General features: G+C 56.9%; 24 protein-coding genes. 13 read left to right on the forward strand and 11 right to left on the reverse strand.

Annotation, left to right across the window (positions count from 1 at the left end; genetic code table 11):
- Window positions 1-4 precede the first annotated feature (4 nt).
- From U2949_RS01370 to msrB, 3 genes are read right to left on the reverse strand one after another with little or no spacing between them, the layout of a single operon-like run.
- On the reverse strand, window positions 5-268 hold the full coding sequence (locus U2949_RS01370; protein WP_009456641.1) for a BolA family protein: 264 nt from the start codon (window positions 266-268) through the stop codon (window positions 5-7).
- 7 nt (window positions 269-275) lie between these two features.
- Window positions 276-842 (reverse strand): septation protein A, encoded by a 567-nt coding sequence (locus U2949_RS01375; RefSeq protein ID WP_009456639.1) that lies wholly within the window; start codon window positions 840-842, stop codon window positions 276-278.
- On the reverse strand, window positions 839-1,234 hold the full coding sequence (gene msrB / locus U2949_RS01380) for a peptide-methionine (R)-S-oxide reductase MsrB (RefSeq protein ID WP_009456637.1): 396 nt from the start codon (window positions 1,232-1,234) through the stop codon (window positions 839-841). Before msrB ends, U2949_RS01375 begins: the two co-directional genes overlap by 4 nt.
- Window positions 1,235-1,573: 339 nt before the next feature.
- Between msrB and U2949_RS01385 the strand changes: the two genes are divergently transcribed.
- From U2949_RS01385 to U2949_RS01400, 4 genes are all read left to right on the forward strand, one after another.
- Window positions 1,574-2,743: an ABC transporter substrate-binding protein gene (locus U2949_RS01385; RefSeq protein ID WP_321285744.1), complete on the forward strand. Its 1,170-nt coding sequence runs from the start codon at window positions 1,574-1,576 to the stop codon at window positions 2,741-2,743.
- A gap of 138 nt (window positions 2,744-2,881) precedes the next feature.
- A complete protein-coding gene (locus U2949_RS01390) occupies window positions 2,882-3,919 on the forward strand; it encodes a branched-chain amino acid ABC transporter permease (protein ID WP_035272757.1) in 1,038 nt (345 codons plus the stop codon).
- 5 nt (window positions 3,920-3,924) lie between these two features.
- Window positions 3,925-5,757: a branched-chain amino acid ABC transporter ATP-binding protein/permease gene (locus U2949_RS01395; RefSeq protein ID WP_321285746.1), complete on the forward strand. Its 1,833-nt coding sequence runs from the start codon at window positions 3,925-3,927 to the stop codon at window positions 5,755-5,757.
- Window positions 5,754-6,536, forward strand: coding sequence for an ABC transporter ATP-binding protein (locus U2949_RS01400; RefSeq protein ID WP_026483121.1), 783 nt, complete (start codon window positions 5,754-5,756; stop codon window positions 6,534-6,536). The genes U2949_RS01395 and U2949_RS01400 overlap by 4 nt, the downstream gene beginning before the upstream one ends.
- On the opposite strand, the gene U2949_RS01405 is transcribed toward U2949_RS01400, so the two are convergent.
- From U2949_RS01405 to fdxA, 6 genes are all read right to left on the reverse strand, one after another.
- Window positions 6,533-7,174, reverse strand: coding sequence for an OmpW/AlkL family protein (locus tag U2949_RS01405; protein ID WP_009456629.1), 642 nt, complete (start codon window positions 7,172-7,174; stop codon window positions 6,533-6,535). The genes U2949_RS01400 and U2949_RS01405 overlap by 4 nt on opposite strands.
- A 328-nt stretch (window positions 7,175-7,502) precedes the next feature.
- Window positions 7,503-8,216 carry an ATP-binding cassette domain-containing protein gene (locus tag U2949_RS01410; protein WP_009456627.1) on the reverse strand — a complete coding sequence of 238 codons (714 nt, stop codon included), beginning with the start codon at window positions 8,214-8,216 and terminating at the stop codon, window positions 7,503-7,505.
- 244 nt (window positions 8,217-8,460) lie between these two features.
- Complete coding sequence (nth, locus tag U2949_RS01415) at window positions 8,461-9,099, reverse strand: endonuclease III (RefSeq protein ID WP_026483118.1); 639 nt, start codon at window positions 9,097-9,099, stop codon at window positions 8,461-8,463.
- Complete coding sequence (locus U2949_RS01420) at window positions 9,096-9,737, reverse strand: RnfABCDGE type electron transport complex subunit B (RefSeq protein ID WP_009456623.1); 642 nt, start codon at window positions 9,735-9,737, stop codon at window positions 9,096-9,098. Before U2949_RS01420 ends, nth begins: the two co-directional genes overlap by 4 nt.
- Window positions 9,738-9,789: 52 nt before the next feature.
- Entirely contained in the window at window positions 9,790-11,013 is a 1,224-nt protein-coding gene (locus U2949_RS01425; protein ID WP_026483117.1) for a polyhydroxyalkanoate depolymerase, read from the reverse strand.
- 212 nt (window positions 11,014-11,225) lie between these two features.
- Window positions 11,226-11,549, reverse strand: coding sequence for a ferredoxin FdxA (gene fdxA, locus U2949_RS01430; protein ID WP_009456619.1), 324 nt, complete (start codon window positions 11,547-11,549; stop codon window positions 11,226-11,228).
- A 240-nt stretch (window positions 11,550-11,789) separates the two neighbouring features.
- Between fdxA and pncB the strand changes: the two genes are divergently transcribed.
- Window positions 11,790-12,965, forward strand: coding sequence for a nicotinate phosphoribosyltransferase (pncB, locus tag U2949_RS01435; RefSeq protein WP_035272486.1), 1,176 nt, complete (start codon window positions 11,790-11,792; stop codon window positions 12,963-12,965).
- A gap of 181 nt (window positions 12,966-13,146) precedes the next feature.
- On the opposite strand, the gene U2949_RS01440 is transcribed toward pncB, so the two are convergent.
- On the reverse strand, window positions 13,147-13,665 hold the full coding sequence (locus U2949_RS01440; protein WP_321285752.1) for a flavodoxin family protein: 519 nt from the start codon (window positions 13,663-13,665) through the stop codon (window positions 13,147-13,149).
- An 83-nt stretch (window positions 13,666-13,748) separates the two neighbouring features.
- Here U2949_RS01440 and U2949_RS01445 point away from each other — a divergent pair, with 83 nt between their 5' ends.
- From U2949_RS01445 to accD, 4 genes are all read left to right on the forward strand, one after another.
- Window positions 13,749-16,043, forward strand: a complete 2,295-nt coding sequence (locus U2949_RS01445; protein WP_321285754.1) for a RelA/SpoT family protein — start codon at window positions 13,749-13,751, stop codon at window positions 16,041-16,043.
- A 75-nt stretch (window positions 16,044-16,118) separates the two neighbouring features.
- Window positions 16,119-17,318 carry a tryptophan synthase subunit beta gene (gene trpB / locus U2949_RS01450; RefSeq protein WP_009456612.1) on the forward strand — a complete coding sequence of 400 codons (1,200 nt, stop codon included), beginning with the start codon at window positions 16,119-16,121 and terminating at the stop codon, window positions 17,316-17,318.
- A gap of 16 nt (window positions 17,319-17,334) precedes the next feature.
- Window positions 17,335-18,168: a tryptophan synthase subunit alpha gene (gene trpA / locus U2949_RS01455; protein ID WP_009456611.1), complete on the forward strand. Its 834-nt coding sequence runs from the start codon at window positions 17,335-17,337 to the stop codon at window positions 18,166-18,168.
- A gap of 117 nt (window positions 18,169-18,285) precedes the next feature.
- A complete protein-coding gene (gene accD / locus U2949_RS01460) occupies window positions 18,286-19,164 on the forward strand; it encodes an acetyl-CoA carboxylase, carboxyltransferase subunit beta (protein WP_026483112.1) in 879 nt (292 codons plus the stop codon).
- Between the two features lie 494 nt (window positions 19,165-19,658).
- Here the strand turns inward: accD and U2949_RS01465 are convergent, their stop codons facing one another.
- Complete coding sequence (locus U2949_RS01465; protein ID WP_321285758.1) at window positions 19,659-23,003, reverse strand: Rne/Rng family ribonuclease; 3,345 nt, start codon at window positions 23,001-23,003, stop codon at window positions 19,659-19,661.
- Between the two features lie 488 nt (window positions 23,004-23,491).
- Between U2949_RS01465 and U2949_RS01470 the strand changes: the two genes are divergently transcribed.
- From U2949_RS01470 to U2949_RS01485, 4 genes are read left to right on the forward strand one after another with little or no spacing between them, the layout of a single operon-like run.
- On the forward strand, window positions 23,492-24,454 hold the full coding sequence (locus U2949_RS01470; protein WP_404831274.1) for an RluA family pseudouridine synthase: 963 nt from the start codon (window positions 23,492-23,494) through the stop codon (window positions 24,452-24,454).
- 2 nt (window positions 24,455-24,456) lie between these two features.
- Window positions 24,457-25,110, forward strand: a complete 654-nt coding sequence (locus tag U2949_RS01475; protein WP_009456607.1) for an HAD family hydrolase — start codon at window positions 24,457-24,459, stop codon at window positions 25,108-25,110.
- A 54-nt stretch (window positions 25,111-25,164) separates the two neighbouring features.
- Complete coding sequence (msrP, locus tag U2949_RS01480) at window positions 25,165-26,118, forward strand: protein-methionine-sulfoxide reductase catalytic subunit MsrP (protein ID WP_321285763.1); 954 nt, start codon at window positions 25,165-25,167, stop codon at window positions 26,116-26,118.
- A complete protein-coding gene (locus tag U2949_RS01485) occupies window positions 26,118-26,726 on the forward strand; it encodes a protein-methionine-sulfoxide reductase heme-binding subunit MsrQ (protein WP_321285765.1) in 609 nt (202 codons plus the stop codon). Before msrP ends, U2949_RS01485 begins: the two co-directional genes overlap by 1 nt.
- Window positions 26,727-26,730: the final 4 nt, after the last annotated feature.

Here is a 26,730-nt window from a genome sequence, read left to right on the forward strand (position 1 = left end):
ATCCTTAAGCGGTGGTTTTGGCTTGAATAGCCAATGCGTGAATCGGGAAAGGCATTAGATCGTGGACGCGATCATACACAAGTCTGTGTCGTGCCAGTGTTGAAATTCCATCAAATTGTTTCGAGGCGATGATCACCCGAAAGTGGCTTGCACCACCTTGTGCACCGGCGTGGCCAGCGTGCAGATGGGACTCATTGATGATGTCCAGTTCCGACGGCTCCAGTGCCTGGAGCCGTTCGTGAATCAGGGAAGCAAGTGCGTCTGTCATGGCGAAATCAAGATTTTGGGGGAGTGGAGTTATCGGAAGAGTCTTGCAGGTAGCGGCCCAGCCACAAGGATTGGGCAACGACAAATACCAGCATCAAACCCAGCAGGCCGAAAGCCTTGAAGTTGACCCATTGCGATTCGGTAAAGTGGCCCGAGAAGGCAACGTACAGATTGACCAGGCCCATGGCGACAAAAAAGCTCGCCCAGACCAGGTTTAATTTGTCCCAGACATGGCCGGGCAAGACCAGATGGGTGCCCATGAATTTTTGCATCAGATTGCGATGCATCAGGTAACGTCCGCCCAGCAGCACCAGCGCGAAGATCCAGTACAGCACCGTAGGCTTCCAGCGGATGAAGACATCGTTGTGGAAAAACAGGGTGGCACCGCCAAAGACCACAATGACGGCCAGATTGATCCAGTGCGAGGTCTCGATCGCCTTGCTGGTGAGCTTCAGCCACAGTATCTGCAGGACCGAGGCAGCCATGGCCACGCCGGTTGCCACATAGATGTCGGAGAAGCGAAACGCCAGAAAGAACAGAACCAGCGGGAACAGATCAAATAAAAGCTTCTTCATGCTTCGGGTTCAAAAGTCATGGATAGAGAGTTAATGCAATATCGTAGCCCAGTGGGTGGGGGACCGTCTTCAAAGACGTGCCCCAAATGAGCATCGCAGACATTGCAAAGCACTTCGGTACGGCGCATGCCGTGACTGGTATCCAGCTCCTCGCGCACATTGTCCGGGTTCAGGGGCGTGAAGTAGCTGGGCCAGCCGCAACCGGCATCAAACTTCGTGTCCGAGGCAAACAGGGGCGTACCGCAACCGACGCAGCGGTAGATGCCGGGCGTGGTGGTGTCCCAGTAGCGGCCGGTAAAGGGGCGCTCCGTCCCTTTCTGACGGGTGACATAGAATTCTTCGGGGCTGAGCTGGGCGCGCCACTCAGCGTCTGTTTTACGTACTTTTTCCACGTGTGCTGCCTTATGAAAAACAGTTCAATGCCTACAGGGGGTGCAGTCCTACATAGTAATCGACAATTAGAGTGCGTTTGGAACAGAGGGTTCCAAAGTGCAGATCTTCCTGACCTCCAGTAGGTTCTCCAGTGAAGAAAATCGCGGTACAGGGCACTTAATTAGTGAGCTATCACTTTAGTTAGTGCACTATTTAAACTTTTAATATTTAAGGTAAACACCAATATCTGAAATTCTCGTGACTTGATACGTTTCTGGTATCTGCTGGTGATTATCTGTATTACGATTTTTTGACCGTTAAATCGGTCCACAACAATGAACAAAATTTGGGAGAAAAGGATGAACTGCATTACTACTGGTCGCCTGACGACATTGGCTGCAGCCCTGGCCTTGAGCCTGCCCGTGGCCGTGTCCGCGCAGATCAAGGTGGGTGTGACGGTGGCAGCGACAGGACCGGCGGCCTCGCTGGGCATTCCTGAGCGCAATACAGTCAGCCTGCTGCCTACTGAAGTGGCCGGCCAGAAAATCGAGTACATCGTTCTGGACGATGCCACCGATACCACCGTGGCCGTACGCAATATGCGCAAGCTGATTACCGACGACAAGGTCGACGTGGTGATCGGTACGTCCGTGACCCCCGGTTCCCTGGCCATGGTGGACGTTGCCGGCGAAACCAAGACTCCCATGATCAGTGTGGCCGCCAACGCCAAGATTGTTGATCCTGTGGAAGGCGCCCGTACCTGGGTGTTCAAGACCCCTCAGAATGACCAGTTGATGGCCGGTGCTCTGGCCGATGCCATGGTCAAGCAGAACGTTAAAACCCTGGGCTTTATCGGCTACAACGATGCCTACGGTGACGGCTGGCTGAACGTGATTACCGAAGCCGCTCAAGCCAAAGGCATCAAGGTGCTGGGCGCCGAGCGCTATGGCCGTAACGACACCAGCGTGACCGGTCAGGTTCTGAAGCTGCTGGGCACCGAGCCTGATGCCGTTCTGATCGCCGGTTCCGGTACCCCTGTTGCCTTGCCTCAGCGTGAACTGAAAGGCCGTGGCTACGCCGGCATCATTTACCAGACACACGGTGCTGCCAACAGCGACGTGCTGCGTGTGTGTGGCAAAGACTGTAACGACATGATCTTGCCAGCCGGTCCTTTGCTGGTTGCCGAACAACTGCCTGACAGCAGCTCGGTGAAAAAGACCGCCATGGACTACAAGGAAAAATATGAAGCCAAGTACGGTGCTGGCTCCATCAATACCTTTGGTGGTCACATGTGGGATGCCGGTCTGCTCGTGACCGAAGCCATTCCGGAAGCCCTGAAGTCCGGCGCCAAGCCAGGTACACCCGAGTTCCGCGCAGCCCTGCGTGATGCTCTGGAGCAAACCAAGGAACTGGCTGCTTCCCAAGGTGTGTTCAATATGTCTGCAACGGACCACGCCGGTCTGGACAAGCGTGCCCACGTGATTGTGAAAGTGGTCGACGGTAAATGGACGTATCAGCCTGATCTGTAATATCTGACAGGCAAAAACCGGCTCAAGAGCCGGTTTTTTCCAAGGCGGGTGCTGGCTGAGCCTGGCACCCGTTCCCGCTACAGGCCTGCGTTTGCCGTAAGCCCTTTGCCCTTTTTGTTGTACAGGATGTTGTCCGACATGGATACCACCATCGCTTTAATTTTGTTGCAGGATGGCATATTGAATGGCGCCATCTATGCTTTGCTCGGGCTCGCCCTGGTTCTGGTTTTCCTGGTTACCCGCGTTATCTTTATCCCGCAAGGTGAGTTCGTCACCTTTGGCGCCTTGACCCTGGCCTTTGTGGTCAATGGCCGCATGCCGGGAACCGTTATTTTGCTATTGATCGCCGGTGCGCTGGTGTTCTTGCTGGAGTTGCTCTCTGCCTTGCGCAGCCGCAGCCTGGCTGGCATGCCCCGCAAGTTTCTGGTCAATATCGTGATCCCCGTTGCGGTTTACTTTGCCGCTCCCGCCATTGTCAGCTCGGAGCTGCCTTTGTGGGTTGCCGTGCTGTTCTCGCTGGCGGTGGTGATCCCCCTGGGCCCCATGGTTTACCGCCTGGTGTACCAGCCTATCGCCGAAGCCAGTGTGCTGGTGCTGCTGATTACCTCGGTCGCCGTGCACTTCGCGTTGACGGGGCTGGGTCTGGTGTTCTTCGGTCCGGAAGGCTGGCGCACGCCTCCCTTCATGGAGGGTGAAGTGTCCCTGGGCGCAGTAAGCTGGTCCGCACAGACCTTCTTTGTGATGGGCGCTTGCGTGGTCCTGATTCTGGCCTTGTGGGGCTTTTTTGGTAAGACCCTTTACGGTCGCGCCCTGCGTGCAACGGCGGTGAACCGTCGTGGTGCCCGTCTGGTGGGTATCAGCACCAATATGTCCGGCTCCCTGACCTTCACTCTGGCTGCGGCCATCGGTGCCTTGTCCGGCATGCTGATTGCGCCTGTGACGACCATCTACTACGACACGGGCTTTTTGATTGGTCTTAAAGGCTTTGTGGCTGCAATCTTTGGCGGCCTGATCAGCTACCCCGTCACCCTGCTGGGCGCTTTGTTCCTGGGTGTACTGGAAGCGTTTTCCTCTTTCTGGGCCAGTGCCTACAAAGAAGTTATTGTATTTACCATGGTGATACCGGTGTTGTTGTGGCGCTCCTTCGGTAGCAAGCACGTGGATGATGAGGAGTAAATCACATGAGACACTGGCTGACGCTACTATTTATTGCGGTTCTATTGGTTTTGCCGCAGCTGGGCGCAACGCCCGAATTCTGGATTACCCAGCTTAACTATATTGGTTTGACCAGCTTGGTTGTGCTGGGTCTGGTGTTGTTGACTGGCGTGGGTGGTCTGACTTCTTTTGGTCAGGCTGCATTTGTGGGCCTGGGTGCATACACTACGGCGTACCTGACGGCTCGCCTGGGCTGGTCGCCCTGGTTCAATCTGCTGATTGGCATGGCCATTACCATGATGGTGGCCTACATTCTGGGCGCGATCACACTGCGCTTGTCCGGTCACTTCCTGCCCCTGTGTACCTTGGCCTGGGGCCTGGCCTTGTACTACCTGTTCGGTAACCTGGAGTTCCTGGGGCAGTACGATGGTATTTCCGGTATTGCTCCTTTGAAGTTCTTCGGTATTTCCCTGTCCTCCGGTCGGGATATTTACTACCTGATCTGGGCCTTTGCCTTGCTGGCCATGTGGGGTACGCGTAACCTGCTGAACTCCCGTCCCGGACGTGCTATTCGCGCTCTGAAGCACGGCAGCGGCATGGCCGAGTCCTTTGGTGTGAACATGGCCAATTACAAGGTCATCGTGTTCGTTTACGCCGCTTTGCTGGCTTGTGTGTCCGGTTGGCTCTACGCGCACTACCAGCGCGCCGTCTCGCCCAGCCCCTTCGGTTTGAACTACGGTATTGAATACCTGTTCATGGCCGTGTTGGGCGGAGCAGGCAGTGTCTGGGGTGCCGTTCTGGGTTCGGCCCTGGTGCTGAGCCTGAAAGACCAGTTGCAGAACTGGTTGCCCAAGCTGCTCAATACCGACATCAACTTCGAGCTGATCGTTTTCGGTATCTTGATGGTTCTGATCTTGCAGTACGCGCGCGACGGTTTGTGGCCCATCCTGCACAAGGCCTGGGAGCAGGTTTTCGGTGCACAGAAGCGTCATCAGGCTGCTCCCCCACAAGCCGAGGCTTTGCCTCAACGTGAGCGTCCGCAGGCCGGTTCGCTGGTTCTGGAAGTGAACAAGATTCGCAAGGAGTTCGGTGGTCTGGTGGCTGTGAATGACATCAGCTTCACCTTGAATGCAGGTCAGATCATGGGCCTGATCGGTCCTAACGGTGCGGGCAAGAGCACGACCTTTAACCTGATTACCGGCGTGCTGTCGGCCACCAGTGGTCAGGTCAGCTTTCTGGGGCAGCGGATTGATGGCAAACCTGCACGCGAGATTTCTCGTCTGGGCGTGGGCCGTACCTTCCAGCACGTGCAATTGCTGCCTACCATGACGGTTCTGGAGAACGTGGCACTGGGCGCTCACTTGCGTCGGAATGTCGGTGTGGTGTCCGCCGTCCTGCATACCGAGCGTCGCAGCGAAGCCGAGCTGTTGCACGAAGCGGCTGTTCAGCTGCAGCGTGTGGGTCTGGGTGACTACCTGTACGAAGAGGCGGGCAATCTGGCCCTGGGCCAACAGCGTATTCTGGAAATTGCCCGTGCTCTGGCTTCTGATCCGCTGCTTTTGCTGCTGGACGAACCGGCTGCCGGCTTGCGCTACAAGGAAAAGCAGGAACTGGCCAAAGTGCTGGATCAGCTGCGTAGCGAAGGCATGAGCATTCTGCTGGTGGAGCATGACATGGACTTTGTCATGAATTTGACGGACAAGCTGGTGGTCATGGACTTTGGCACCAAGCTGGCCGAAGGTTTGCCCAAGGAAATTCAGGAAAATCCAGCCGTGCTGGAAGCCTACCTGGGTGGTATTGATGACGACCTGGATCTGGATCAGGTCAATGAGCCCGCCTCGGCAGGAGCAGCGCTATGAGTTCGGCACAATCGAAAGACATTATTTTGAAGGTAGACAATCTGGCGGCTCAGTACGGCAAAGTCAGTGCCGTGATGGGTGCCAGCCTGGACGTGCGTGCCGGCAGCATTGTGACCGTGATTGGTGCCAACGGTGCTGGTAAATCCACCTTGCTGAACTCCATGATGGGCTCCTTGCCTAGCGTGGGCCGCAGCACCGGCTCGGTGCAGTACGAAGGGCAGGAGATCAGCCATTGGGAAGTGGAGCGTCGTGTTGCGGCCGGTATTTCCCTGGTGCCAGAGCGCCGCGAGCTGTTTGGCAGCATGACAGTAGAAGACAATCTGCTGTTGGGCGGTTTTCGCCTGTATCGTGCCCGCCATCCCGGTTGGCGCGACACCATGGACAAGGTCTACACCTTGTTTCCCCGCTTGAAAGAGCGTCGTACACAGCTGGCAGGGACTTTGTCAGGCGGGGAGCGGCAGATGCTGGCCGTAGGCCGTGCCTTGATGGCGCAACCCAAAGTGCTGATGCTGGATGAACCCAGTCTGGGCCTGGCGCCGCGTGTGGTGCGGGAGATCTTCATGATCATTGCCCGACTGCGCAGTACCGGCGTGGCCATCTTGCTGGTCGAGCAAAATGCGCGTGCCGCTTTGCAAGTGGCTGACTACGGTTATGTTCTGGAGACGGGCGATGTGGTGCTGCAAGGGCCCGCGTCTGACCTGGCTCATAATCCCCGAGTGATAGAAAGCTATCTGGGCTTGGGGCAGGGCAAACGCGAGCAGGAAGAGGCGACAGCTTAGAAGCGGTAGCCGACCCCGATGGTGGCAACCACGGGGTCCAGCTTGGCTTTGCCAATGGACTGGCCGTTCAGCTTCACGTCTGGGCGGATGCTGATGTAACGCACGTCAGCATTCAGGAACCAGTTCTTGTCCAGCTTGTAATCCACACCGACCTGGGCTGCAAACCCCCAGCTGTTTTTCAGCTTCAGGTCGGAACCCGCCAGAGCACCGCGCGACTCGGTGTCAAAGAACATGGTGTAGTTCACGCCCACGCCCACATAGGGCTGGAAGTCGCTGTCAGGTAGGAAGTGGTATTGCAGGCTCAGGGTTGGGGGCAAGTGCTTGGTCTTGCCGATACGACCCAGATTGCTGTCGATATTGTGCTGGAAGGGGAAAGCGCCCAGCAGCTCAATACCAATATTGCGGGTGGCCATGTAGGTCAGCGAGAAGCTGGGGCGAGCATTATTGCCTACGTCCAGCTTGACGGTGCCGTCAGCCACAGAGCCGTTATTGGATTTTGGGGATACCCAGGTCACGCCACCTTTGAGCAAGAAATCACCCGCTTCGTGTGTTTGGCCTTGAGGCGCGTACAAAACAGCGGCCAGTCCAACAGCAAGCAAGGACAGGTGCAGACCTGGAATCAAGTGGCGGGATTTCATAGGAGCTCCGTAGGTGTGTGTAAAGTCTACAGAGTGCATGAGGGCTGGGTCCGCGGATTTGATCCAAAGCAAGCTTCAGAGGTAGTTGGTCGCCTGACCTTGTTGTAGATCAAGTAAGCAGAATTCATGCTGAGCCAATTTGGCCGCTATGTCTGTTTTTCGCATCACCTGGTAACAGCCCGGAAATGGAAAACCTTGGAACCCGTCCGGTTATTTCTGGGCGTTTTTCCACTTTTCGGGATGCCTGTTTATTGGGATCCTGTACCTGCCTTCCAGGCAAGGACAAGTAGGGGGAAGACGCAGGTTTGGAGCTTGGCGAATCAAGTGCTCATACATTCAGGAGTGCGTGCAGGGCTTCGTATTTATGGCTTAATTCGTTGCGGCTGAATCGCTCGATAATTTGCCCTTGTTCCAGCACATGAAACTGATCGCTGAACTCTGCCGAGAATTGCGGGCATTGTTCGGCCAGCACAATGGTGTAGCCCTCATTGCGCAGCGTGCAGATCAACTTGCTTAGTGTCTGGGCCTGCACCGGGGCCAAGCCCTCGGATACCTTGTCCAGAAGCAGCAGATTCACACCCGTGCGCAGCAAGCGCGCAATCGCCAGTATCTTTTGTTCCCCAGTAGACAGGTGGGTAGCCATATGGTGGCGACGCTGCTCCAGACTGGGCAATAGTTCATAGATTTGTACCAGCGACATTCCACCACCCAGGGTTGTTCCTATGGCAGGTGGCAGCAGGAGGTTTTCCTCGCAGCTCAAGCCGGTAAAAATGCTTTGTTCGTAGGGGCTGTAACCCACGCCCAGATCTGCCAGCTGATGCTGGTTCAGGTGAATGGCTTCGGTGCCCTGGATACGGATGGAGCCGCGGCGGCTATCCGTTAAACCCACGATGGCGCGTAGCATGGCACTGCGGCCGGCCCGGTTGCGGCTCAAGACAGTGCAGATTTCGCCGGAAGCGACCTGCAAATTCAAACCGCGCAAGAGCGGGAACTCTCGGTGCCAGGCGTACAGATTCTCAATATCCAGGGCAGCCCGTGTCATGAGAACGCTCCTTGTCGTGAGTCGTCAATATGGGCCTGTACGTTGGCTGGTCGGCGCAGGAACCCGTTACGCGTCCTTTGCCTCTTACCGCGGTGATTCCATCGCCAGCAAACTATAGGCAGAGTCCTTCATGCGTTTCAGTATGGAAGCGCCGACGAAGCAAGACTATGCGGGTTTGTCATAGGATGGTCCGGTTTAATGCACTGTTTGGTAAACAAATGTTGTTAAACCGGGTATGTGTTACTTAAGTGTTAACGGTTTTCGGTTTGAAGTCGCACAAATCCGAGATGCCGCACTGGGGGCACTTGGGCTTGCGGGCTACACAAATGTAGCGGCCATGCAAAATCAGCCAGTGGTGAGCGTCCAGCAAAAAAGGCTTGGGTATGACTTTCTCCAGCTTCTTTTCCACTTCGACCACGTTCTTGCCGGGCGCAATGCCAGTGCGGTTCGCTACACGGAAAATATGTGTGTCTACCGCAATGGTGGGCAGGCCAAACGCGGTGTTCAAGACCACGTTGGCAGTTTTACGACCTACACCGGGAAGCGCTTCCAGAGCGGCGCGATCACAGGGAACCTTGCCTTGATGCAGGTCCAGCAGCATCTGACAGGTCTTGATGACATTGGCGGCCTTGGTCTTGTACAGACCGATGGTCTTGATGGCTTCACGCAAACCTTCTTCACCCATGGCCAGGATGCCCTCGGGCGTGCCATGTTCCGGAAAGAATCGGGCTGTGGCCAGATTCACGGAGCGATCGGTGGCCTGAGCCGACAAAATCACGGCAATCAGAAGCTGAAAGGTGTCTGCGTATTCCAGTTCGGTGGTGGGTTTGGGGTTGGCAGCCTGAAAACGACTGAAAATCTCGTAGCGCTTGGCAGCGTTCATGGTGTGGTTCCGCTTGCAGTCTTGCTGGCACGGCGGGCACGGGCGCGAGCCAGGGCAGAGGCGATGGATGCCTCACGTTTATCAGCTTGATCGGCATCATTGGCCAGAACGGGTTTATTGGCCAGGGTACGGGCCGCCAGGTCCGAGCTTTCCTTGTGGCGATTCAGCAGGCGCTCCCGGCGCTGTTCGGTATCCAGACGTGCTTGAGCGGCCTGTTCGGCGCTCCAGTCGTCGGTAGGCACCATACTGATGCAGTCCACCGGACAGGGTGGTACACAGAGCTCACAGCCCGTGCAGCGGTCGGCCAGCACGGTATGCATCAGCTTGTTGGCGCCAATAATGGCGTCCACCGGACAGGCCTGAATGCACAAGGTGCAACCAATACAGTGTTCTTCGATAATCACCGCCCGGCTGGGGCCAGTGAATTCGCCACAGGATGGATCCAGGGGCAGGGCCTCACGACCCAGCAGCTCGGCCAGGGCTTGTACGCCTTCCTGCCCGCCTGGCGGGCAGCGGTTGATGGCCTCGCCCTCAAGCGCGATGGCTTGGGCATAGGGCAGACAGGCGTCGTAACCACAGCGGGTGCACTGGGTTTGAGGGAGCAGGGCGTCAATGCGCCGTATTAAGGTGTCGGACATGAATGCAAAAACGGGGCCATCTGGCCCCGTCAGAAACGGCCTGAGCCAAATATCAGTTGTGCTGACGGATGAAGTCCCTGATTTTAGGACAGATCAGCGTGCGCCAGCGGCTTCCGGAGAAAATCCCGTAATGACCACAGTTGGGCGCGGTGAATTGTTGCTTGAGTTCAGGGGCGATTTTTGCACATAACTCTTGAGCCGAATGGGTCTGGCCCTGGCCGGAAATATCGTCCAGTTCGCCCTCAATGGTGAACAAGGCCACGCCATCAATATCTTGGGGGCGAACCTGTTCGCCATGCACGTGCCATTGACCCTTGGGTAGGCGGTGCTCCTGGAACACAATGCGGATCGTGTCCAGATAGAATTCGGCGGGCATATCCAGCACGGCATTGTATTCGTCGTAGAAACGGCGGTGTGCTTGTGCGTCGTCATCATCACCTTTGATCAGGTGCTGATAAAAGTCGTAGTGCGAGCTGACATGACGATCCGGATTCATGGCCACAAAGCCGGCATGCTGCAAAAAACCGGGGTACACGCGACGGTGAGCACCGGGGTACTTGGTGGGCACGCGATGAATCAGATTGTTTTCAAACCAGGAGTAGGACTTGGTCGTGGCCAGACGGTTCACTTCCGTAGGCGACTGGCGCGTGTCGATGGGACCGCCCATCATGATCATGCTGCGCGGCATCACGGCCGAGCGGCGGGTCGCCATTAGCGAGACGGCAGCCAGTACTGGCACTGTGGGTTGGCAAACCGACATGACGTGCACCTTCGAACCCAGCGCCTGGATGAACTCCTGCACATACAGAACGTAATCGTCCAGATGGAAGGGGCCGGCCGAACGGGGCACCATGCGAGCATCAATCCAGTCGGTGACATAGACAGAGTGATCGGGCAACAGCGCACGTACGGTTTCACGCAGCAAGGTGGCGTGGTGGCCGGACAAAGGGGCTACCAGCAAAATCGTGGGGTCCTGAGCGGCTTTGGGGTGATCGCGCTCGAAGTGGATCAACCTGCAGAAGGGCTTGCTCAGGTGTTCGACCTCGCGCACGGCAACGGTCTGGCCGTCGATCCGGGTTTCGTTCAGCCCCCAGGCTGGCTTTTCGTAATCCTTGCCGATACGGTGTACCAGTTCAGAGGCCGCCGCCAGTTGGCGCGACAGGGGCGTATAGGCCAGTGGACTGTATGGGTTGGAGAACCATTGGGAGCTGGTGCCGGTAAAGGCAGCCAGCGGGGCCAGAAAGGACCGCTGAAGTTCGTGCAGATCGTAAAGCATAGTGTGCGCCTTGGTGTTGCCTAATTTGATACAGAGGAATGTATATGCTTATTCCTGTGGGAAACAATACGACGTTTACCGTTCCTCTGTACTTGGGATTTTCCCTTGCTGCAGTGCGGCAAGTTTTTTTATCAAAAGGCGAGATTGGGCGCAAGAGTGGCTGGATAGTAACGCAGCCACCGGGTCGGACTTCTATAGAGCGAGCGAAGGGCTCAGCGCTCCAGATACTGTAGTTTGTTCTCCACACCGTTCCAGTCGTCCGCATCTTCCAGCGGTTTCTTGGAGCGGTTGATGCTGGCAAAAATAGGCGTCAGTTCTGCGTTCAGTTCGATGAAGGGAACTTGATCCTGCGGCACATCTTCTTCAGCAAAAATGGCATTGGCCGGGCATTCGGGAATACAGACGGCGCAGTCAATGCACTCGTCCGGGTCAATCACCAGAAAGTTCGGGCCTTCACGAAAACAGTCGACGGGGCACACATCCACACAATCGGTGAATTTGCACTTGATACAGTTTTCGGTGACGACGTGGGTCATTTCAGTAACACTCCTGCGGTATCGCTAAGGCGGTCAGTCACGGCAAAGGGCCGTGGATGGGGTGCGCGACAACGCACAGGGCCTGAACGATAAAAATGGGATTTAAATCGAATCTTTCGATTTTAACGAATATTCAGCTTCTTGCTTATTGAGATGGCGCAATAGCTCACCTGCTAGATAGCTGTACGCAAGAACTGGCGCCCGTGCTATGGTTGCGCAATCAAAATCGGTAGGTTTGTGATGATCATTACCTCTTTACTTGATACGGACCTGTACAAGTTTTCCATGATGCAGGTTGTTTTGCATCATTTCCCGGCTGCGCACGTGGAGTATCGCTATAAGTGCCGTACTCCCAATATTAATTTGAGCCAGTACCTGGACGAGATTCGGGCGGAAATTCACGCGCTGTGCCAGTTGCGTTTTTCAGACGCCGAGCTGGATTATTTGCGTAGCCTGCGCTTTATCAAAAGCGACTTCGTCGATTTTCTGGGCCTGTTCCACCTGCCCGAGCGCTGCATTCAGGTGCAGGCCGGTGATGTGCCCGGCGAGATCGAAATTTCGGTTCAGGGGCCCTGGCTGCACACGATCCTGTTCGAGATCCCGGTGCTGGCCATTGTGAACGAGGTTTACTTTCGCAACGAATGTCCGCAGCCACCATGGGCAGAAGGGCGCGAGCGTCTGCAGTCCAAGATGCGGCTGGTGGTGGATGATCCGGCCCTGAGCGACTTTCGTGTAGCTGACTACGGTACGCGCCGCCGCTTTTCCAAGCAGTGGCACGAAGAAGTGGTCACTACCATGATCGAGCAGATGAAGCCGCACTTTGCGGGCACCAGCAACGTCTGGTTGGCCATGAAGTATGGGGTGACGCCGCTAGGCACCATGGGCCACGAATACTTGCAGGCTTGTCAGGCTCTGGGCCCCCGTTTGCGTGACTCGCAGATTTTTGCTCTGGAAGTGTGGGCCAAAGAGTATCGCGGTGACTTGGGTATTGCCTTGTCGGATGTCTACGGCATGGATGCCTTCCTGCGCGACTTTGACATGTACTTCTGCAAGCTGTTTGACGGTGCTCGCCATGACTCGGGTGACCCATTCATTTGGGGCGAGCGCTTGCTGGCGCACTATCAGGCCAACCGTACCGATCCACGTACCAAGACCTTGGTGTTCTCTGACGGTTTGACCATACCCAAAGCCATTGAGCTGGCCCTGCGTTTTGCAGGCCGCTGCAAGGTGTCCTTCGGGATTGGCACCAACCTTACCAATGACCTGGGCCATGAGCCGCTGCAGATCGTCATGAAGATGGTGCGTTGCAATGGGCAGCCCGTGGCAAAAGTCTCCGATGCTCCGGAAAAGACCATGTGTGACGATCCGGCGTATCTGGCGTATTTGCGGCAGGTTTTTCAGTTGCCTCCGGCTTAGAGATTGAGGCTTCCTTTCTTGAGGTCCTTGCTGCTTGAGGAAAATGCTGCTTGGGTAGGGGAGCTGAGGGCATCGTAGTCAGTGATGCTCGTGATTTCAGACGGGCGGCATCGTTTTAAAGCGATAAAGCCATAGCACTAAAAGTTTGAATCAAAGCCCTTTGCACACGCAAAGGGCTTTTTCATAGACACAGCAGTGCCGCCAGATGCCCTCCGGCCCCTCGTGCCTGGGCAATTTGCTCTTCACTCAAGGTCTTGGGAGCCAGAATGGCTTCCGGCGTCTGGGCATGAAAATTGAAGATACGGATGGGGGCGGCCAGCTCCAGCCGCCAGCCCGTACAAATCCGCTCCAGTTGCCGTTGCACACCTGGCCCGTCGCTACCCGCACTGATCAGGGCGGAATAAGGACGCCCGTTGAGTTGATCCAGCACCTCGTAGTAGTTCCGGTCCAGACATTCTTTCATGGCACCGCTCAGACTGCCCAGGTTCTCGGGCGCGCAGAACAAATAGGCGTGGGAATCGCGCAAATCCTGTGCTTGCACCTGATTACAATGCAAGCGTTTGATACAGACCTGCTCTGTCTCGCCCAGTTCTTTGAGGACCTGCAGCGCGCCTTCCTCGGCCTGTTCGGCCAGTTGACGGGCGGCGCCGGTACGGGAGTGCCAAATCAACAGAAGCTGGCGGCATGTGTTCAGACTCATAAGCTCTTACTCGCGGTGATAGACTAGCGTCTACAGTATAGAGAGCCACTTCAGCGCTGAGTGGCCACATCGACGTAATCCACATGAATCACACCGCTTCTCCCCCTATGGCCGAGTCGGCCTTCAATCCTCAATGGTTCGCGCAAGCCAGCCACGGACTGGATGAAGCAGGGCGTACGCTATTGCAGGCGGCTGCCGACTGGGCGGGGCCTATTTTGCTGGATCTGGCCGGAAGTACCGGCGAACCCTTGGACAGCCATTGCGCTCAGGTCGCGCTTATTTTGGCTGGCTTGGGTGTGGACGCTCAAACCCGTGCCAGCGCCTTGCTGGCCGTCACTCCTGCTCCTGGGCCGGAGGTCAAGCAGGACCCGGTTCAGAAAGCCTTTGGTGCCGAAGTCATGACGTTGGTACGTGGCTCGCGAGCCTTGTACCGTCTGGGTTCGCTGACAGGCCAGGCCAAGGAGCAGACAGGCGGGGGCGATCAAAAGGAAATGAAGCGCAAGATGCTGCTGGCGATGGCCGCTGACTTGCGCATTGTGATGATGCGCCTGGCTTCGCGCCTGCAGTCCTTGCGCTGGTATCGGCAGTCCAAGACCGTCTGCCCGGTCGAGTTTGCGCGTGAAACGCTGGAGCTTTATACGCCCTTGGCGAATCGTTTGGGGATTTGGCAGATCAAGTGGGAAATGGAAGATCTGGCCTTTCGCTTTCTGAATCCCGAGGTCTACAAGAATATTGCCAGTAAGCTGGAAGACAAGCGCGTAGAGCGCGAAACCCTGATCAGTCAGGTCCGCGACCAACTGCTGGCAGCCTTGAAACGCGAGCATATCGTGGCTGAGGTTTCAGGCCGGCCCAAGCATATCTTCAGTATCTGGAACAAGATGCGCAACAAGCATCTGGATTTCGATCAGCTGTTTGATCTGCGCGCCTTGCGTGTCATTGTTGATGACGAGCGCAGCTGCTACCACACCCTGGCGGTGGTGCATTCGCTGTGGACGCCGGTGCCCGAGGAGTTTGACGATTACATCTCCCGGCCCAAGCCCAATGGCTACCGTTCCCTGCATACCGTTATTGCGGATGCACAGGGGCGCTGCTATGAAATCCAGATCCGCACACGCGACATGCACCAGTTCGCGGAATACGGGATGGCTGCCCATTGGCGCTACAAGGAAGCTGGAGCCCAGGGCGGACAGCAGGTGGCCGATGGTGAGGACGATAGAAAGATCGCCTGGATGCGTCAATTGCTGGCCTGGGACAGGGAGGCGTCCACCTCGAACGCTACCGAGCCTGCCCCGCAAGCAGACAGCAGCAAAGATTCGGCTTCCGAAAAGGTAGTGGAGCCCGTTGCCAGCAAGAAACCGGCTGTTGCCAGGCCTTTGAAGGCTCAGGAAGATGAACATATTTATGTGCTGACGCCGCAGGCTCGGGTTATCGAGCTGCCTGTGGGGGCGACGCCGGTGGACTTTGCCTACTACCTGCATACCGATCTGGGCCATCGTTGCCGGGGTGCGCGGGTTGATGGGCAGATGGTGCCTTTGTCCACGCGCTTGTCGACTGGTCAGACGGTAGAGATTGTGGCGGCCAAATCCGGCGGTCCATCGCGTGACTGGCTGAACGTGCAGTTGGGCTTTCTGGCCAGCCCACGCTCGCGCTCCAAGGTGCGCGCCTGGTTCAACGCGATTGAGTTGCAGCAGCGCATCTCCCAAGGCCAGAGCATGGTCGAAAAAGAGTTGCAACGACTGGGTCGTACGGCCGTAAATCTGGAGCAGATGGCGCAACAGCTGGGCTTTGCCAAGGCGGATGACCTGTATGTTGCCGTGGCCAAGGATGAGTTCAGCCTGCGTCAGGTGGATGCCTTGTTCCGTGAGGATGTGCAGGAGGAAGAACCCGTACAGCGTGTGTTTGATGCGGCCCGGGAAAGTGTTTCCAAGACCGGGAAAAGCGGCGTGCTGGTGGTGGGTGTAGATTCGCTAATGACGCAGCTGGCCCGTTGCTGCCGTCCCGCACCCCCTGATCTGATTGCTGGTTTTGTGACTTGTGGCCGGGGAGTGTCCATACACCGTGCCGACTGCAAGTCCTACCAGGAACTGGCTGATCGACAACCTGAAAGGGCTATTAGCGTCGATTGGGGCGATACGGGGGATACTCAGTATCCCGTGGATCTGGCCATTGAGGCTCAGGAGCATCCCAGCCTCTTGCGTGATCTCTCGGAAGTGTTTGCCCGCCTGCGTTTGAACGTAACGGGTATCAACACCTTGAGTCGCCGCTCGTTGACGCGCATGATATTTACTATTGAAGTGCGTGATGGCGAGCAAATTCAAAAGGCTTTAGCGGCCTTGAACGAGTTATCGGGCGTCAGCGCCCGCCGCTACTCGTCCTGAACTGCTAAAATCGGTAAACCTAAACCTCGCGGGCGTTGTGCCCGCGATTGTTCTTGTCAATCAAGAGAGCGAGCTTTGAAAACCTATACCTTGCCCGACCCGGATGGACATTTTGGTCAGTTTGGTGGTTCGTTTGTCGCTGAAACGCTGGTCCACGCCCTGGACGAGTTGAAAGCAGCCTACGAACAGTATCGGAACGATCCTGAGTTTCTGCGTGAGTTTCACTACGAACTCAAGCATTTTGTCGGTCGTCCCAGCCCTGTGTACCATGCCCGTCGATGGTCGGAGCAACTAGGTGGAGCTCAGATCTGGTTCAAGCGCGAAGATCTCAATCACACTGGCGCACACAAGATCAACAACTGTATCGGTCAGATTCTGCTGGCTCGCCGCATGGGCAAGCCACGCATTATTGCTGAAACCGGTGCAGGCCAGCACGGCGTGGCAACGGCTACGGTCGCCGCCCGCTATGGTCTGGAGTGTGTGGTCTACATGGGTAGCGAAGACGTACGCCGTCAGGCTTCCAATGTGTACCGCATGAAGTTGCTGGGTGCGACGGTCGTTCCTGTGGAATCCGGTTCGCGCACCCTGAAAGACGCGCTGAACGAAGCCATGCGCGACTGGGTCACCAATATCAGCAATACCTTCTACATCATTGGTACGGTGGCTGGTCCTCATCCTTACCCGATGATGGTGCGCGACTTCCAATGCGTGATCGGTGACGAGTGCGTGGAGCAAATGCCTCAGGATGCCGGTCGTCAGCCTGACTACGTTTTGGCGTCGGTGGGCGGTGGTTCCAATGCCATGGGCATTTTCTACCCCTACATCGAGCACAAGGATGTGGAGCTGATCGGTGTGGAAGCGGCTGGCCGCGGTCTGGATACGCTGGAGCACTCGGCTTCCCTGAACAAGGGTATGGTGGGTGTGCTGCACGGTAACCGTACCTATGTGCTGCAGGACGATGACGGTAACGTCATGCCTACGCACTCGGTGTCGGCTGGCCTGGATTACCCAGGTGTGGGTCCCGAGCACGCCTGGCTGAAAGATTGTGGCCGTGCGCAATACGCCACCTGCACCGATGAAGACGCCCTGAAAGCGTTTCACGATTGCTGCCGCATCGAAGGCATCATGCCCGCGCTGGAGTCCTCGCACGCGCTGGCGCATGCGGCTCGCATTGCCCCGACTTTGCCCAAGGATAAAATCATCCTGGTCAGTTTGTCCGGTCGTGGCGATAAGGACATGCACACGGTCGCCGAGTACGGCGGCTTGACTCTGTAAGCAATCGGGAACGGATATGTCGAGTAATGTGCGTCTGAAAAAGACGTTTGAAGGTTTGAACGGGCGCTGTGCCCTGGTGCCTTATATTACGGCCGGAGACCCTTCGGTGCCCGCTACCGTGGCCTTGATGCATGCCTTGCGTCAGGCCGGGGCAGATGTCATTGAATTGGGTGTGCCGTTTTCTGATCCCACTGCCGATGGCCCGGTGATTCAGCAGGCGGCTGAACGTGCCATCAGCCGTGGTGTGGGCTTGCGTAAAGTGCTGGAGATTGTGCAGCAGTTTCGTTTGATTGATGAGGAAACGCCGGTTGTTCTGATGGGTTACGCCAATCCTATTGAGCGTATCGGTCAGGCTGAATTTGCCGTCATGGCAGGTAAGGCGGGTGTGGACGGCGTACTGACGGTGGATTACCCACCTGAAGAGTCCGAGGATTTCACCCGTTTGCTGACCGAGCAAGGGGTGGATACCATTTTCCTGCTCTCGCCCACGTCCACGGACGAGCGCATTGCCAAGGTAGCCGCTTTGGCGCAGGGCTATGTGTATTATGTGTCCCTGAAAGGTGTGACCGGTTCGGCCCAGATTGATGTGGCTGATGTGGAACACCACTTGCAGCGTATTCGTCAGCACGTCAAAATTCCGGTCGGAGTGGGTTTCGGGATTCGGGACGCGCAAAGCGCCAAAGCCATTTCCCGTAGCGCGGATGCAGTTGTCATTGGCTCCAAGCTGATCCAGACCATGGAGCAGGCTGTGCAGGAGAACGCTGGCAAAGAGCAAAAGGATATGGATGCAGCTGCGGTTGCAGCAGCTAGCCAATGGCTCGCGCAGATACGTCAGGCACTGGATAATTAGCCTAAATACCTATTCCGCGTATAGAATCATCTGCCTGTTCTTCAGGAGCAGGCGCTTTTTTTCAGAATAAAGAGCTTGGTGGGCCGGGTGCCGGCCAGGCGAAAACAGGATCTAACAATGAGCTGGATCGAGAAAATACTCCCGCCGCGAATTAACCGTAACCCCGAAAGCAGCCGTCGCGTTCCCGAAGGGCTGTGGGTGAAATGTCCGTCGTGTGAGTCTGTGCTCTACAAGGAAGATCTCCAGGCCACCTTGAATGTCTGCCCCAAATGCAGCCATCACATGCGCATTGGTGCTCGTGCCCGGATCAAGTCCTTGCTGGACCCCGAAGGCCAGACCGAGATTGGTTCCAACACCCGTCCTATGGACCCCTTGAAGTTCCGCGATTCGCGCAAGTACACCGAACGTGTTTCCGAGGCGGCCAAGCAGACGGGCGAAACTGAAGCCATGGTGGTCATGAGCGGTACGATTTTGTCTGTGCCTGCCGTGGTGGCCTGCTTCGAGTTTGAATACATGGCCGGTTCCATGGGTTCCGTGGTGGGCGAGCGTTTCACACGTGGTGTGCAGGCGGCTATTGCCAACCGCAGTCCTTTTATTTGCGTGGCCGCTTCGGGTGGTGCGCGTATGCAGGAGAGCTTGTTCTCTCTGATGCAGATGGCCAAGACGACGGCTATTTTGGCTGAATTGTCCGAGGCGGGTTTGCCGTTTATCAGCATTTTGACTGATCCCACCATGGGTGGTGTGTCGGCCAGTTTTGCTTTTATGGGCGATGTGGTGATTGCCGAGCCTAATGCCTTGATCGGTTTTGCCGGTCCTCGCGTGATTGAGCAGACTGTGCGCGAGAAGCTGCCTGAAGGCTTCCAGCGTGCCGAGTTCTTGCTGGAGAAGGGCGCTATCGATATGGTGGTTGATCGTCGCGAACTGCAGCGTGAGCTGGCCGAGTTGCTGGCTTTGCTGACTCGTCAGCCGGCTGAGGCTGTGTCGCGTCATTCTTGATTGCCAAGGATTCGCTAAAGAAGAACGCCACCCGGGTTTAGGTGGCGTTTTTTTTTGGCTGCCGTGTTTTTGTTTTTTTGCAAAGAGGTTTTTGGTATTGAGGCGTTGGCTTCTGAGTTGAAGCTTCAGGGCGAGATTGGCTTGGCTTTCTTGGTGTGGGGAGTACGGCCCTGGGGCGGGGCCTTGGCCCGTGCTGCGCACGGGTACCCTTGGCTATTGAACAATCCAGGTGCCCAGTGAACTCGCCAGGTACTTGGTCCCCCGGACCAAGTACAAGCGTCTGGCTCGAACAGCACTGGGCTTGCACCCTGGATTGTTCAATAGCCAGCGGCCAAGTCCCTGACTCGCCCCAGGGCCGTACTCCCCACACCAAGAAAGAAGGAATACCGCTGAGGGCTCAAGGAGACGGAGAAGGAGCCCAGATGGCTGCTCTTTATGGATAAGAGAGGCAAAAAAAACGCCGCCCTTTAGGGCGGCGTTTTTAGTCTTGCTGTTTACTGCGTTTCGACCTGTTGCAGCGGCTCGCTGTTCTCGGTTTCTGCAGCACGTTGCTTGCGTGGGCGACCCAGGCGCACTGGTGCGGGCTGGTAGTCGTCCTGTGTCGTCGAGCGAACGGTTTCCACCAGTTCGATGCCCGCTGCGCTCAGCACGGCTTCCAGAGGGGCGGCTGCGGGCTTCTGTGCTTGTTCGGCAGCAGGGGCTTTTGCAGCAGCAGTCGCTTGAGTCTCAACGCGAGTCTCTACGGCTGTGGTTTCCACTGGAGTGGCTTCAACGGCTGGGGCTTCAGCTGTGGGCTGAGCCTCTGCTGGAGGAGCGGTTGTGTTTACAGCTTCAGCTTGAGCTTCGGTGGCTTCTGCTTTAGCTGGTTCGGCAGCAACTTCTGTTTGCGCAGGAGCAACAGCTTCTTCAGCGGCAGGAGCTTCTGGAGCTACCTCGGCCTGAGCGGCTGGAGCAGCAACTTCTTCCTGGGCAGTAGCGGTTTCTACGGCTGCAGTTTCCACTGGAGCGGCTTCAACGGCTGGGGTTTCTGCTGCGGCTTGCGTTTCTGCGGGCGCTGCGGCTGTTTCTACAGCTTCAGCTTGAGCTTCGGTCACTTCTGCTTTGGCAGGTTCGGCAGCAGCTTCTGCTTGTACAGGAGCAACGGTTTCTTCTGCGGCAGGAGCTTCTGGAGCAACTTCGGCCTGAGCGGCTGGAGTGGAAACTGCTTCCTGGACTGGAGCAGTTTCAACAGCGTTTACCGGGGTCGTAGCGACTTCTTCAGCTTGTTGTGCAGCTGGGACAGTGGCAGCAGGAGCTTCCTGGGCAGCCTCTACGGCGACAGGAGCGGCTTCTTGGGCTGCAGGTGCCTCTACGGCTGCTTGGGGCTGTTCAGGCTCGGCTGCTGCGGTTTGGGCAGCGGCTTGTTCCTGGGCGTCCAGGGCAGCAGGGTTGAAGCTAGGTGTTTCGTGAGCAACGTAGGCGCTGGTATTGCCTTCTTCGTTGTTCTCTTCGTTCTCGGCTACGGCGTTGACGTCGGTGTTACGACGACCACGACGGCTACGACGACGGCGACGTTTGCGCTCTGGATCCAGAGCGCCGTTTTCGCTGTTCTCGTCGGTTTCGGCATCCGAGTTGTCGCTGGTATCAGCGCTGTCGGCCTCGGCCAGCTGTTCAGCGCGGGTTTGCGCTTCTTGCTTGGTGGCGGCCACGGCAGCCACTGCGGCGACGCTGGCCACTGCGGCAGCAGCCTGTTCGGGCTGGGCTTCTGTGCTGGCGACGTCCTTGTTCAGCTCGACGTTTTCTGCGCTGCCTTCTTCACGGCGTTGACGGCCACGGCCACGGCGGTTGCGTGGGTTGCGGCTGTTGCTGCTGCCTTCGTCGGCAGTGGTGGGCGTCGTGTTGGCGCTTTGTGGAGTTTCCAGAGCGGATTCGTTACCTGCCGAGGCGTTACGGCGGCGTCCACGGGTATTACCGCTGGTGCTTTCCGTGCTGGCTTTCTCTTCCTGAGCCGCTTCCGGGCGGTTGGGCTGGCGACGGCCACGTCCACCTTGGCCGCGGCCACTATTGGATTGGCCTGGGCGGCCTTGGCGGCGACCGGAGGAGGATTTGCTGCCTTCGGATTTGGTGGTTTCGGCCACAGGTTCGGCCGGTGCGCCGGACAACCAGTTCAGCAAACGCTTGAGCAGGCCGGGTTTGTTGTCGCTGGCAGCGGCGCTGGCGGCTGCGGCGGCAGCAGGCTTGCTCATGGGAGCAGGCTGGGCCGGTGTGGTGCTCTTGACCAGGGCTTCTGGACGAGGCTTGATTTCGTGGCTGCGGTGCGGCACCAGGCTGTCTTGCTGTTCAGGCTGCTGAACCAGCTCGTAGCTGCTACGCAGTTCGTCCAGACGTGGGTCGTCATGGCGCAGGCGCTCGATGATGTGGTGCGGAGTTTCCAGATTCTTGTTCGGAATCAGGATCAGGGCAATGTTCAGACGCGATTCGATCTTGGTGATGTCAGCGCGTTTTTCGTTCAGCAGGAAGGTAGCTACATCCACCGGCACTTGAGCGTGCAGGGCGGCTGTGCCTTCTTTCATGGCTTCTTCTTGCAGCAAACGCAAGACGTGCAGGGCGCTGGACTCGGCATCGCGTATCACGCCGGTGCCGGTGCATCGTGGGCAGGTGATATGGGAGCCTTCGTTCAGGGCAGGGCGCAGGCGCTGACGGGACAGTTCCATCAGACCAAAGCGCGAGATCTTGCCCATCTGGACGCGAGCACGGTCCAGGTGCAGGGCATCACGCAGGCGTTGTTCGACAGCACGCTGGTTCTTGCTATCTTCCATATCGATAAAGTCGATAACAATCAGGCCACCCAAGTCACGCAAACGCAACTGGCGGGCCACTTCGTCAGCGGCTTCCTGGTTGGTGCGCAGGGCGGTTTCTTCAATGTCGGCACCACGCGTGGAGCGAGCCGAGTTCACGTCAATGGCAACCAGGGCCTCGGTGTGGTCGATAACGACAGCACCGCCCGAAGGCAATTGCACGGTACGCGAGTAGGCGGTTTCGATCTGGTGTTCGATCTGAAAGCGCGAGAACAGCGGGATGTCATCGCGGTACATCTTTACGCGATGCAGATTGTCGGGCATGACCACGCTCATGAAAGCGGCGGCCTGCTCGTGAATCTCGTCCGTGTCGATCAGGATTTCGCCAATATCGGGCGAGAAGTAATCGCGGATGGCCCGGATAACCAGGCTGGATTCCAGATAAATCAGGATAGGAGCTGCATTGTCGCGGGCAGCGCCGTCAATGGCGGTCCACAACTGCATCAGGTAGTTCAGGTCCCACTGCAGCTCTTCGACGCTGCGGCCGATACCTGCGGTGCGGGCGATGATGCTCATGCCCTGCGGAATGTCCAGCTGGTCCATGGCTTCGCGCAGTTCCTGCCGGTCTTCGCCTTCAACGCGGCGCGATACGCCACCCCCACGGGGGTTGTTGGGCATCAGAACCAGATAGCGGCCTGCCAGGGAAATGAAGGTGGTCAGGGCAGCGCCCTTGTTGCCACGCTCTTCTTTTTCAACCTGAATGATCAGTTCCTGGCCTTCAACCAGGGCGTCCTGGATGCGGGCGCTGCGTACATCGACCCCTTCCTTGAAGTAGCTGCGAGCTACTTCCTTGAATGGCAGAAAGCCGTGACGCTCTTCACCGTAGCTGACGAAGCAGGCTTCCAGGCCGGGTTCGATGCGGGTGATGACCCCTTTGTAGATATTGCCTTTGCGCTGTTCGCGCCCGGCTGTTTCGATGTCGAGGTCAATCAGTTTTTGACCGTCGACAATGGCGACGCGTAGTTCTTCTTGATGCGTCGCATTGAACAACATGCGTTTCATGAGTGTGGATCTCCGTTGTCATGGAGCACCGAAATATCGGCGCACGACCGCGGGTCACAGGTGTGTAGCGCTATAGCTGCATCAGTTTGGTGCAGGCAGGCAAAATCGGCCTACCGGCTTATAGTCTGGGAGGCACGAGTCGCGCCAAAGCGCGAAGTTCAATCAGCAGGGGGGTCAGAGTCACGGTGTGTGTTTGACGAATATAAAATTGCTGGGGGAACGGCAGCCGCATAAATCATGCGGCTGGTGCAAAAGAGCGGGACAATCTGTGCAGGAATTCAGCGCCGCACGCGGGAGGAAAACATCTCTTGGAAAGCGGGCCTTCTTGCCACACGACTTTCGCTATTTCGGACTCACCCCGGCGACCTTATGACCCGGAAGCTGGAACTCAAGGATACAATTATCAGTCCTTGGTCATCCAACGGAGACGCACCCTTTGCATCTCTACGCTGGACCCAGTCTCAGCTTCCATAGGCTGAAGCGATTATATGCCCCTTTTTGTTATGTGCAAACCTCATGAATCACAAAGATCAGCCCCTCAAGTGCGAATATTACGCATTGATGAAACGCGGGCTGGTCAGCGTATAGATAATTTTTTGTTACGTGAATGTAAAGGGGTGCCAAAAAGCCACATTTACAAAGCGATCCGTGGCGGTCAGGTGCGCGTGAATAAAGGCCGTATCAGCAGTGACTATCGTTTGCAGGACGGCGATATGGTGCGGATTCCGCCGCTGCGCCTGCCCGAGCCCGAGCAGCCGCGTCATGTTCCCGCTGCCGTTTTCCCGGTGGTGTTCGAGGACGAGCACCTGATGGTCATCGACAAGCCTGCCGGTGTGGCCGTGCATGGTGGCAGTGGTGTGTCTTTTGGTGTCATCGAGCAGTTGCGTGCTGCCCGTCCTCAGGAGCCCTTTCTGGAGCTGGCCCACCGTCTGGATCGGGATACCTCCGGTTTGCTGATTATCGCCAAGCGTCGTGCTGCCCTGGTTGGTTTGCACGATATGTTCCGCGAAATCCGTGCACGCAAGTTTTATTGGGCGCTGGTGCAGGGCGATTGGGTGAACGATCGCCAGCATATCCGTTTCCCCTTGCTGCGCTGGCTGACTGAAAGCGGGGAGCGGCGCGTCAAGGTTGACCCCACAGGCAAGCCTGCGCATACCATCATCACCATGCAGCGCCGTTTTGGCCGCTTTACGTTGGTGCAGGCGGAGCTGAAAACCGGCCGTACCCACCAGATTCGGGTTCATTTGGCCCATTCGGGCTTTCCGATTGTGGGTGACGACAAGTATGGCGACGATGCCATTCGCGATCAATTCGCCCGCCAGGGCTTCAAGCGCATGTTCCTGCATTCGGGACGCCTGGAGTTCAATCATCCTGTCACCGGACAGCCTCTGGCTCTGGAGGCCGCCTTGCCCGCGGCCTGTCAGGCCGTTCTTGAGCGTTTGGAGAAGTAGTTATGACGCGTTACGCCGCCGTTCTATTTGATTGGGACGGCACAGTTATGGATTCGACGTACTCGATTGCCAGTTCTATTCAGTTGGCCAGTGCGGATCTGCAATTGCCTGTGCCCTCGATTCAGCAAGCCAGCTGGGTTATTGGTTTATCGCTGGAAAGTGCTTTGTATCGCGCTGTACCGGATTTGACTGCCGAGCAGATGCCGCTGTTTCTGGAGCGTTATCGTCATCACTTTATGCAGCGCGACCCGCATATCAAGCTGTTTGACGGAATTTTACCTTTCATGGGTGAACTTCGTGGCCGCCAGATTGCCTTAGGAGTGGCAACGGGTAAAAGTCGTCAAGGCTTGGATAGGGTGCTGCAGCAGGTCAATCTCAGCACTTTTTTTGATGCCACCCGTTGTGCGGATGAAACCCGCAGCAAGCCGGACCCGGAAATGCTGCATCAATTGCTGGCCGAATTGATGTTGGAGCCCGAGCAGGTCTTGATGGTGGGCGATACCGTGCACGATATTCATATGGCGGCCAATGCGGGCATGGATAGCGTGGCTGTCACTTACGGCGCGCACGATCCTCAAACCCTGGCCAAGGCTGAGCCCACGGTCATGGTTGATAATGTGGCGCAAATGCGCGATTGGGTATTGGCACGGATTTAATAGGCGGCAAGCCGGTTTGAAGACCATCTTGCCAGACAGGTTCAGGAGATGGAGATGTTCAAATCACGTTCGCAGCCCATACGTCCCTCTGAAATTACCGACGAGTCGGTCTGGCGGGCGCGCCGCCGCCTGCTTTTGCAGGCTCCTGGAGCCTTGGCCCTGGCGGCCAGCTTGCCGGGTCGGGCTCAGGCGGTCCCGGTGGGGCAGGACTTGTCGTTCACGCCTTCCCAGCGCTGGAAACTGGACGATATGCCCACCAGCGAGTCTGATGTCACCTCCTACAATAATTTCTACGAATTTGGCACGGGCAAGGAAGATCCTGCCCGCCATTCGGGGAAATTCAAGACTGAACCCTGGACTTTGCAGATTGACGGTTTGGTGAACAAGCCGCTTACCTTGGATATGGACCAGATCTTGAAGCTGGCCCCTTTGGAAGAGCGTATTTACCGTCTGCGTTGCGTTGAAGCCTGGTCCATGGTGGTGCCCTGGGTGGGCTATTCCTTGTCGGCCTTGCTAAAGCAGGCGTCGCCCCAGGGCTCGGCCCGTTTTGTTCGGTTTGAAACAGCAGCGGACCCGGAAACCATGCCGGGTCTACGCTCTCGTATCTTGGCCTGGCCCTATGTGGAGGCGCTGCGGCTGGACGAGGCCATGCATCCTTTGACTCTGCTGGCTACCGGTCTGTACGGAAAAAGCCTGCCTGTTCAGAATGGAGCGCCGGTGCGGCTGATCGTGCCGTGGAAGTATGGGTTCAAATCGGCCAAGTCTTTGGTGCGCATCACCTTGACGGACACCATGCCCGAGTCCAGCTGGATGAAGGTCGCTCCGCATGAGTATGGTTTTTACGCCAATGTGAACCCGGAAGTGCCGCATCCCCGCTGGAGCCAGGCCACTGAACGTGTCATCGGTTCGGGATTCTTCGCCACTAAAAAGCCGACTTTGCCTTTTAACGGCTATGCCGAGGATGTAGCAGCGTTGTATGCCGATATGGATTTAAGGCGCTATTACTGATGAGTACCTGGAAGGCTGCGCAATTGGATAGGCTCAAGCCCTTGGTATTCTTGCTGGGCTTGTTTCCCTTGGGGCGCTGGGTATGGTTGGGTTTCAACAATGGACTAAGTGCCAATCCAGCTGAATTTTTGACCCGATCCAGTGGGGTTTGGGCCTTGGTGTTCTTGCTGCTGACCCTGGCTTTAAGTCCTGTAAGGCGTTTGCTCGCTCAGCCTGCCTTGGTGCGTTGGCGCCGCATGTTGGGTTTGTTCAGTTTTTTTTATGCGGCTTTGCATACCTTGGCCTGGGCCTGGTGGGATCGCTCGGGCGACTGGCTGTCCATGTTGCAGGACGTGATGCAGCGGCCCTTGATTACGATCGGGGTAGTGGCTGTGCTGATTTTATTGGCGTTGACCCTGACTTCCACGCATGGCTGGCAGAAACGTTTGGGTCGTGGCTGGAGCCGTTTGCATCAAACCGTGTATTTGGCGGCGGTGCTTTCCATCCTGCACTTTTACCTGATTCGTACTGGTAAAAATGATGTGGTGGAAGTGTATGTCTATGGTTTGGTTCTGGTGGGCTTGCTGGTCTTGCGCCGCTGGCCCGTATTGAATAAGGCAGCGCACTAAGCAA

This window comes from Alcaligenes phenolicus (genome assembly GCF_032063905.1).
Classification (GTDB): Bacteria; Pseudomonadota; Gammaproteobacteria; order Burkholderiales; family Burkholderiaceae_B; genus Alcaligenes; species Alcaligenes phenolicus.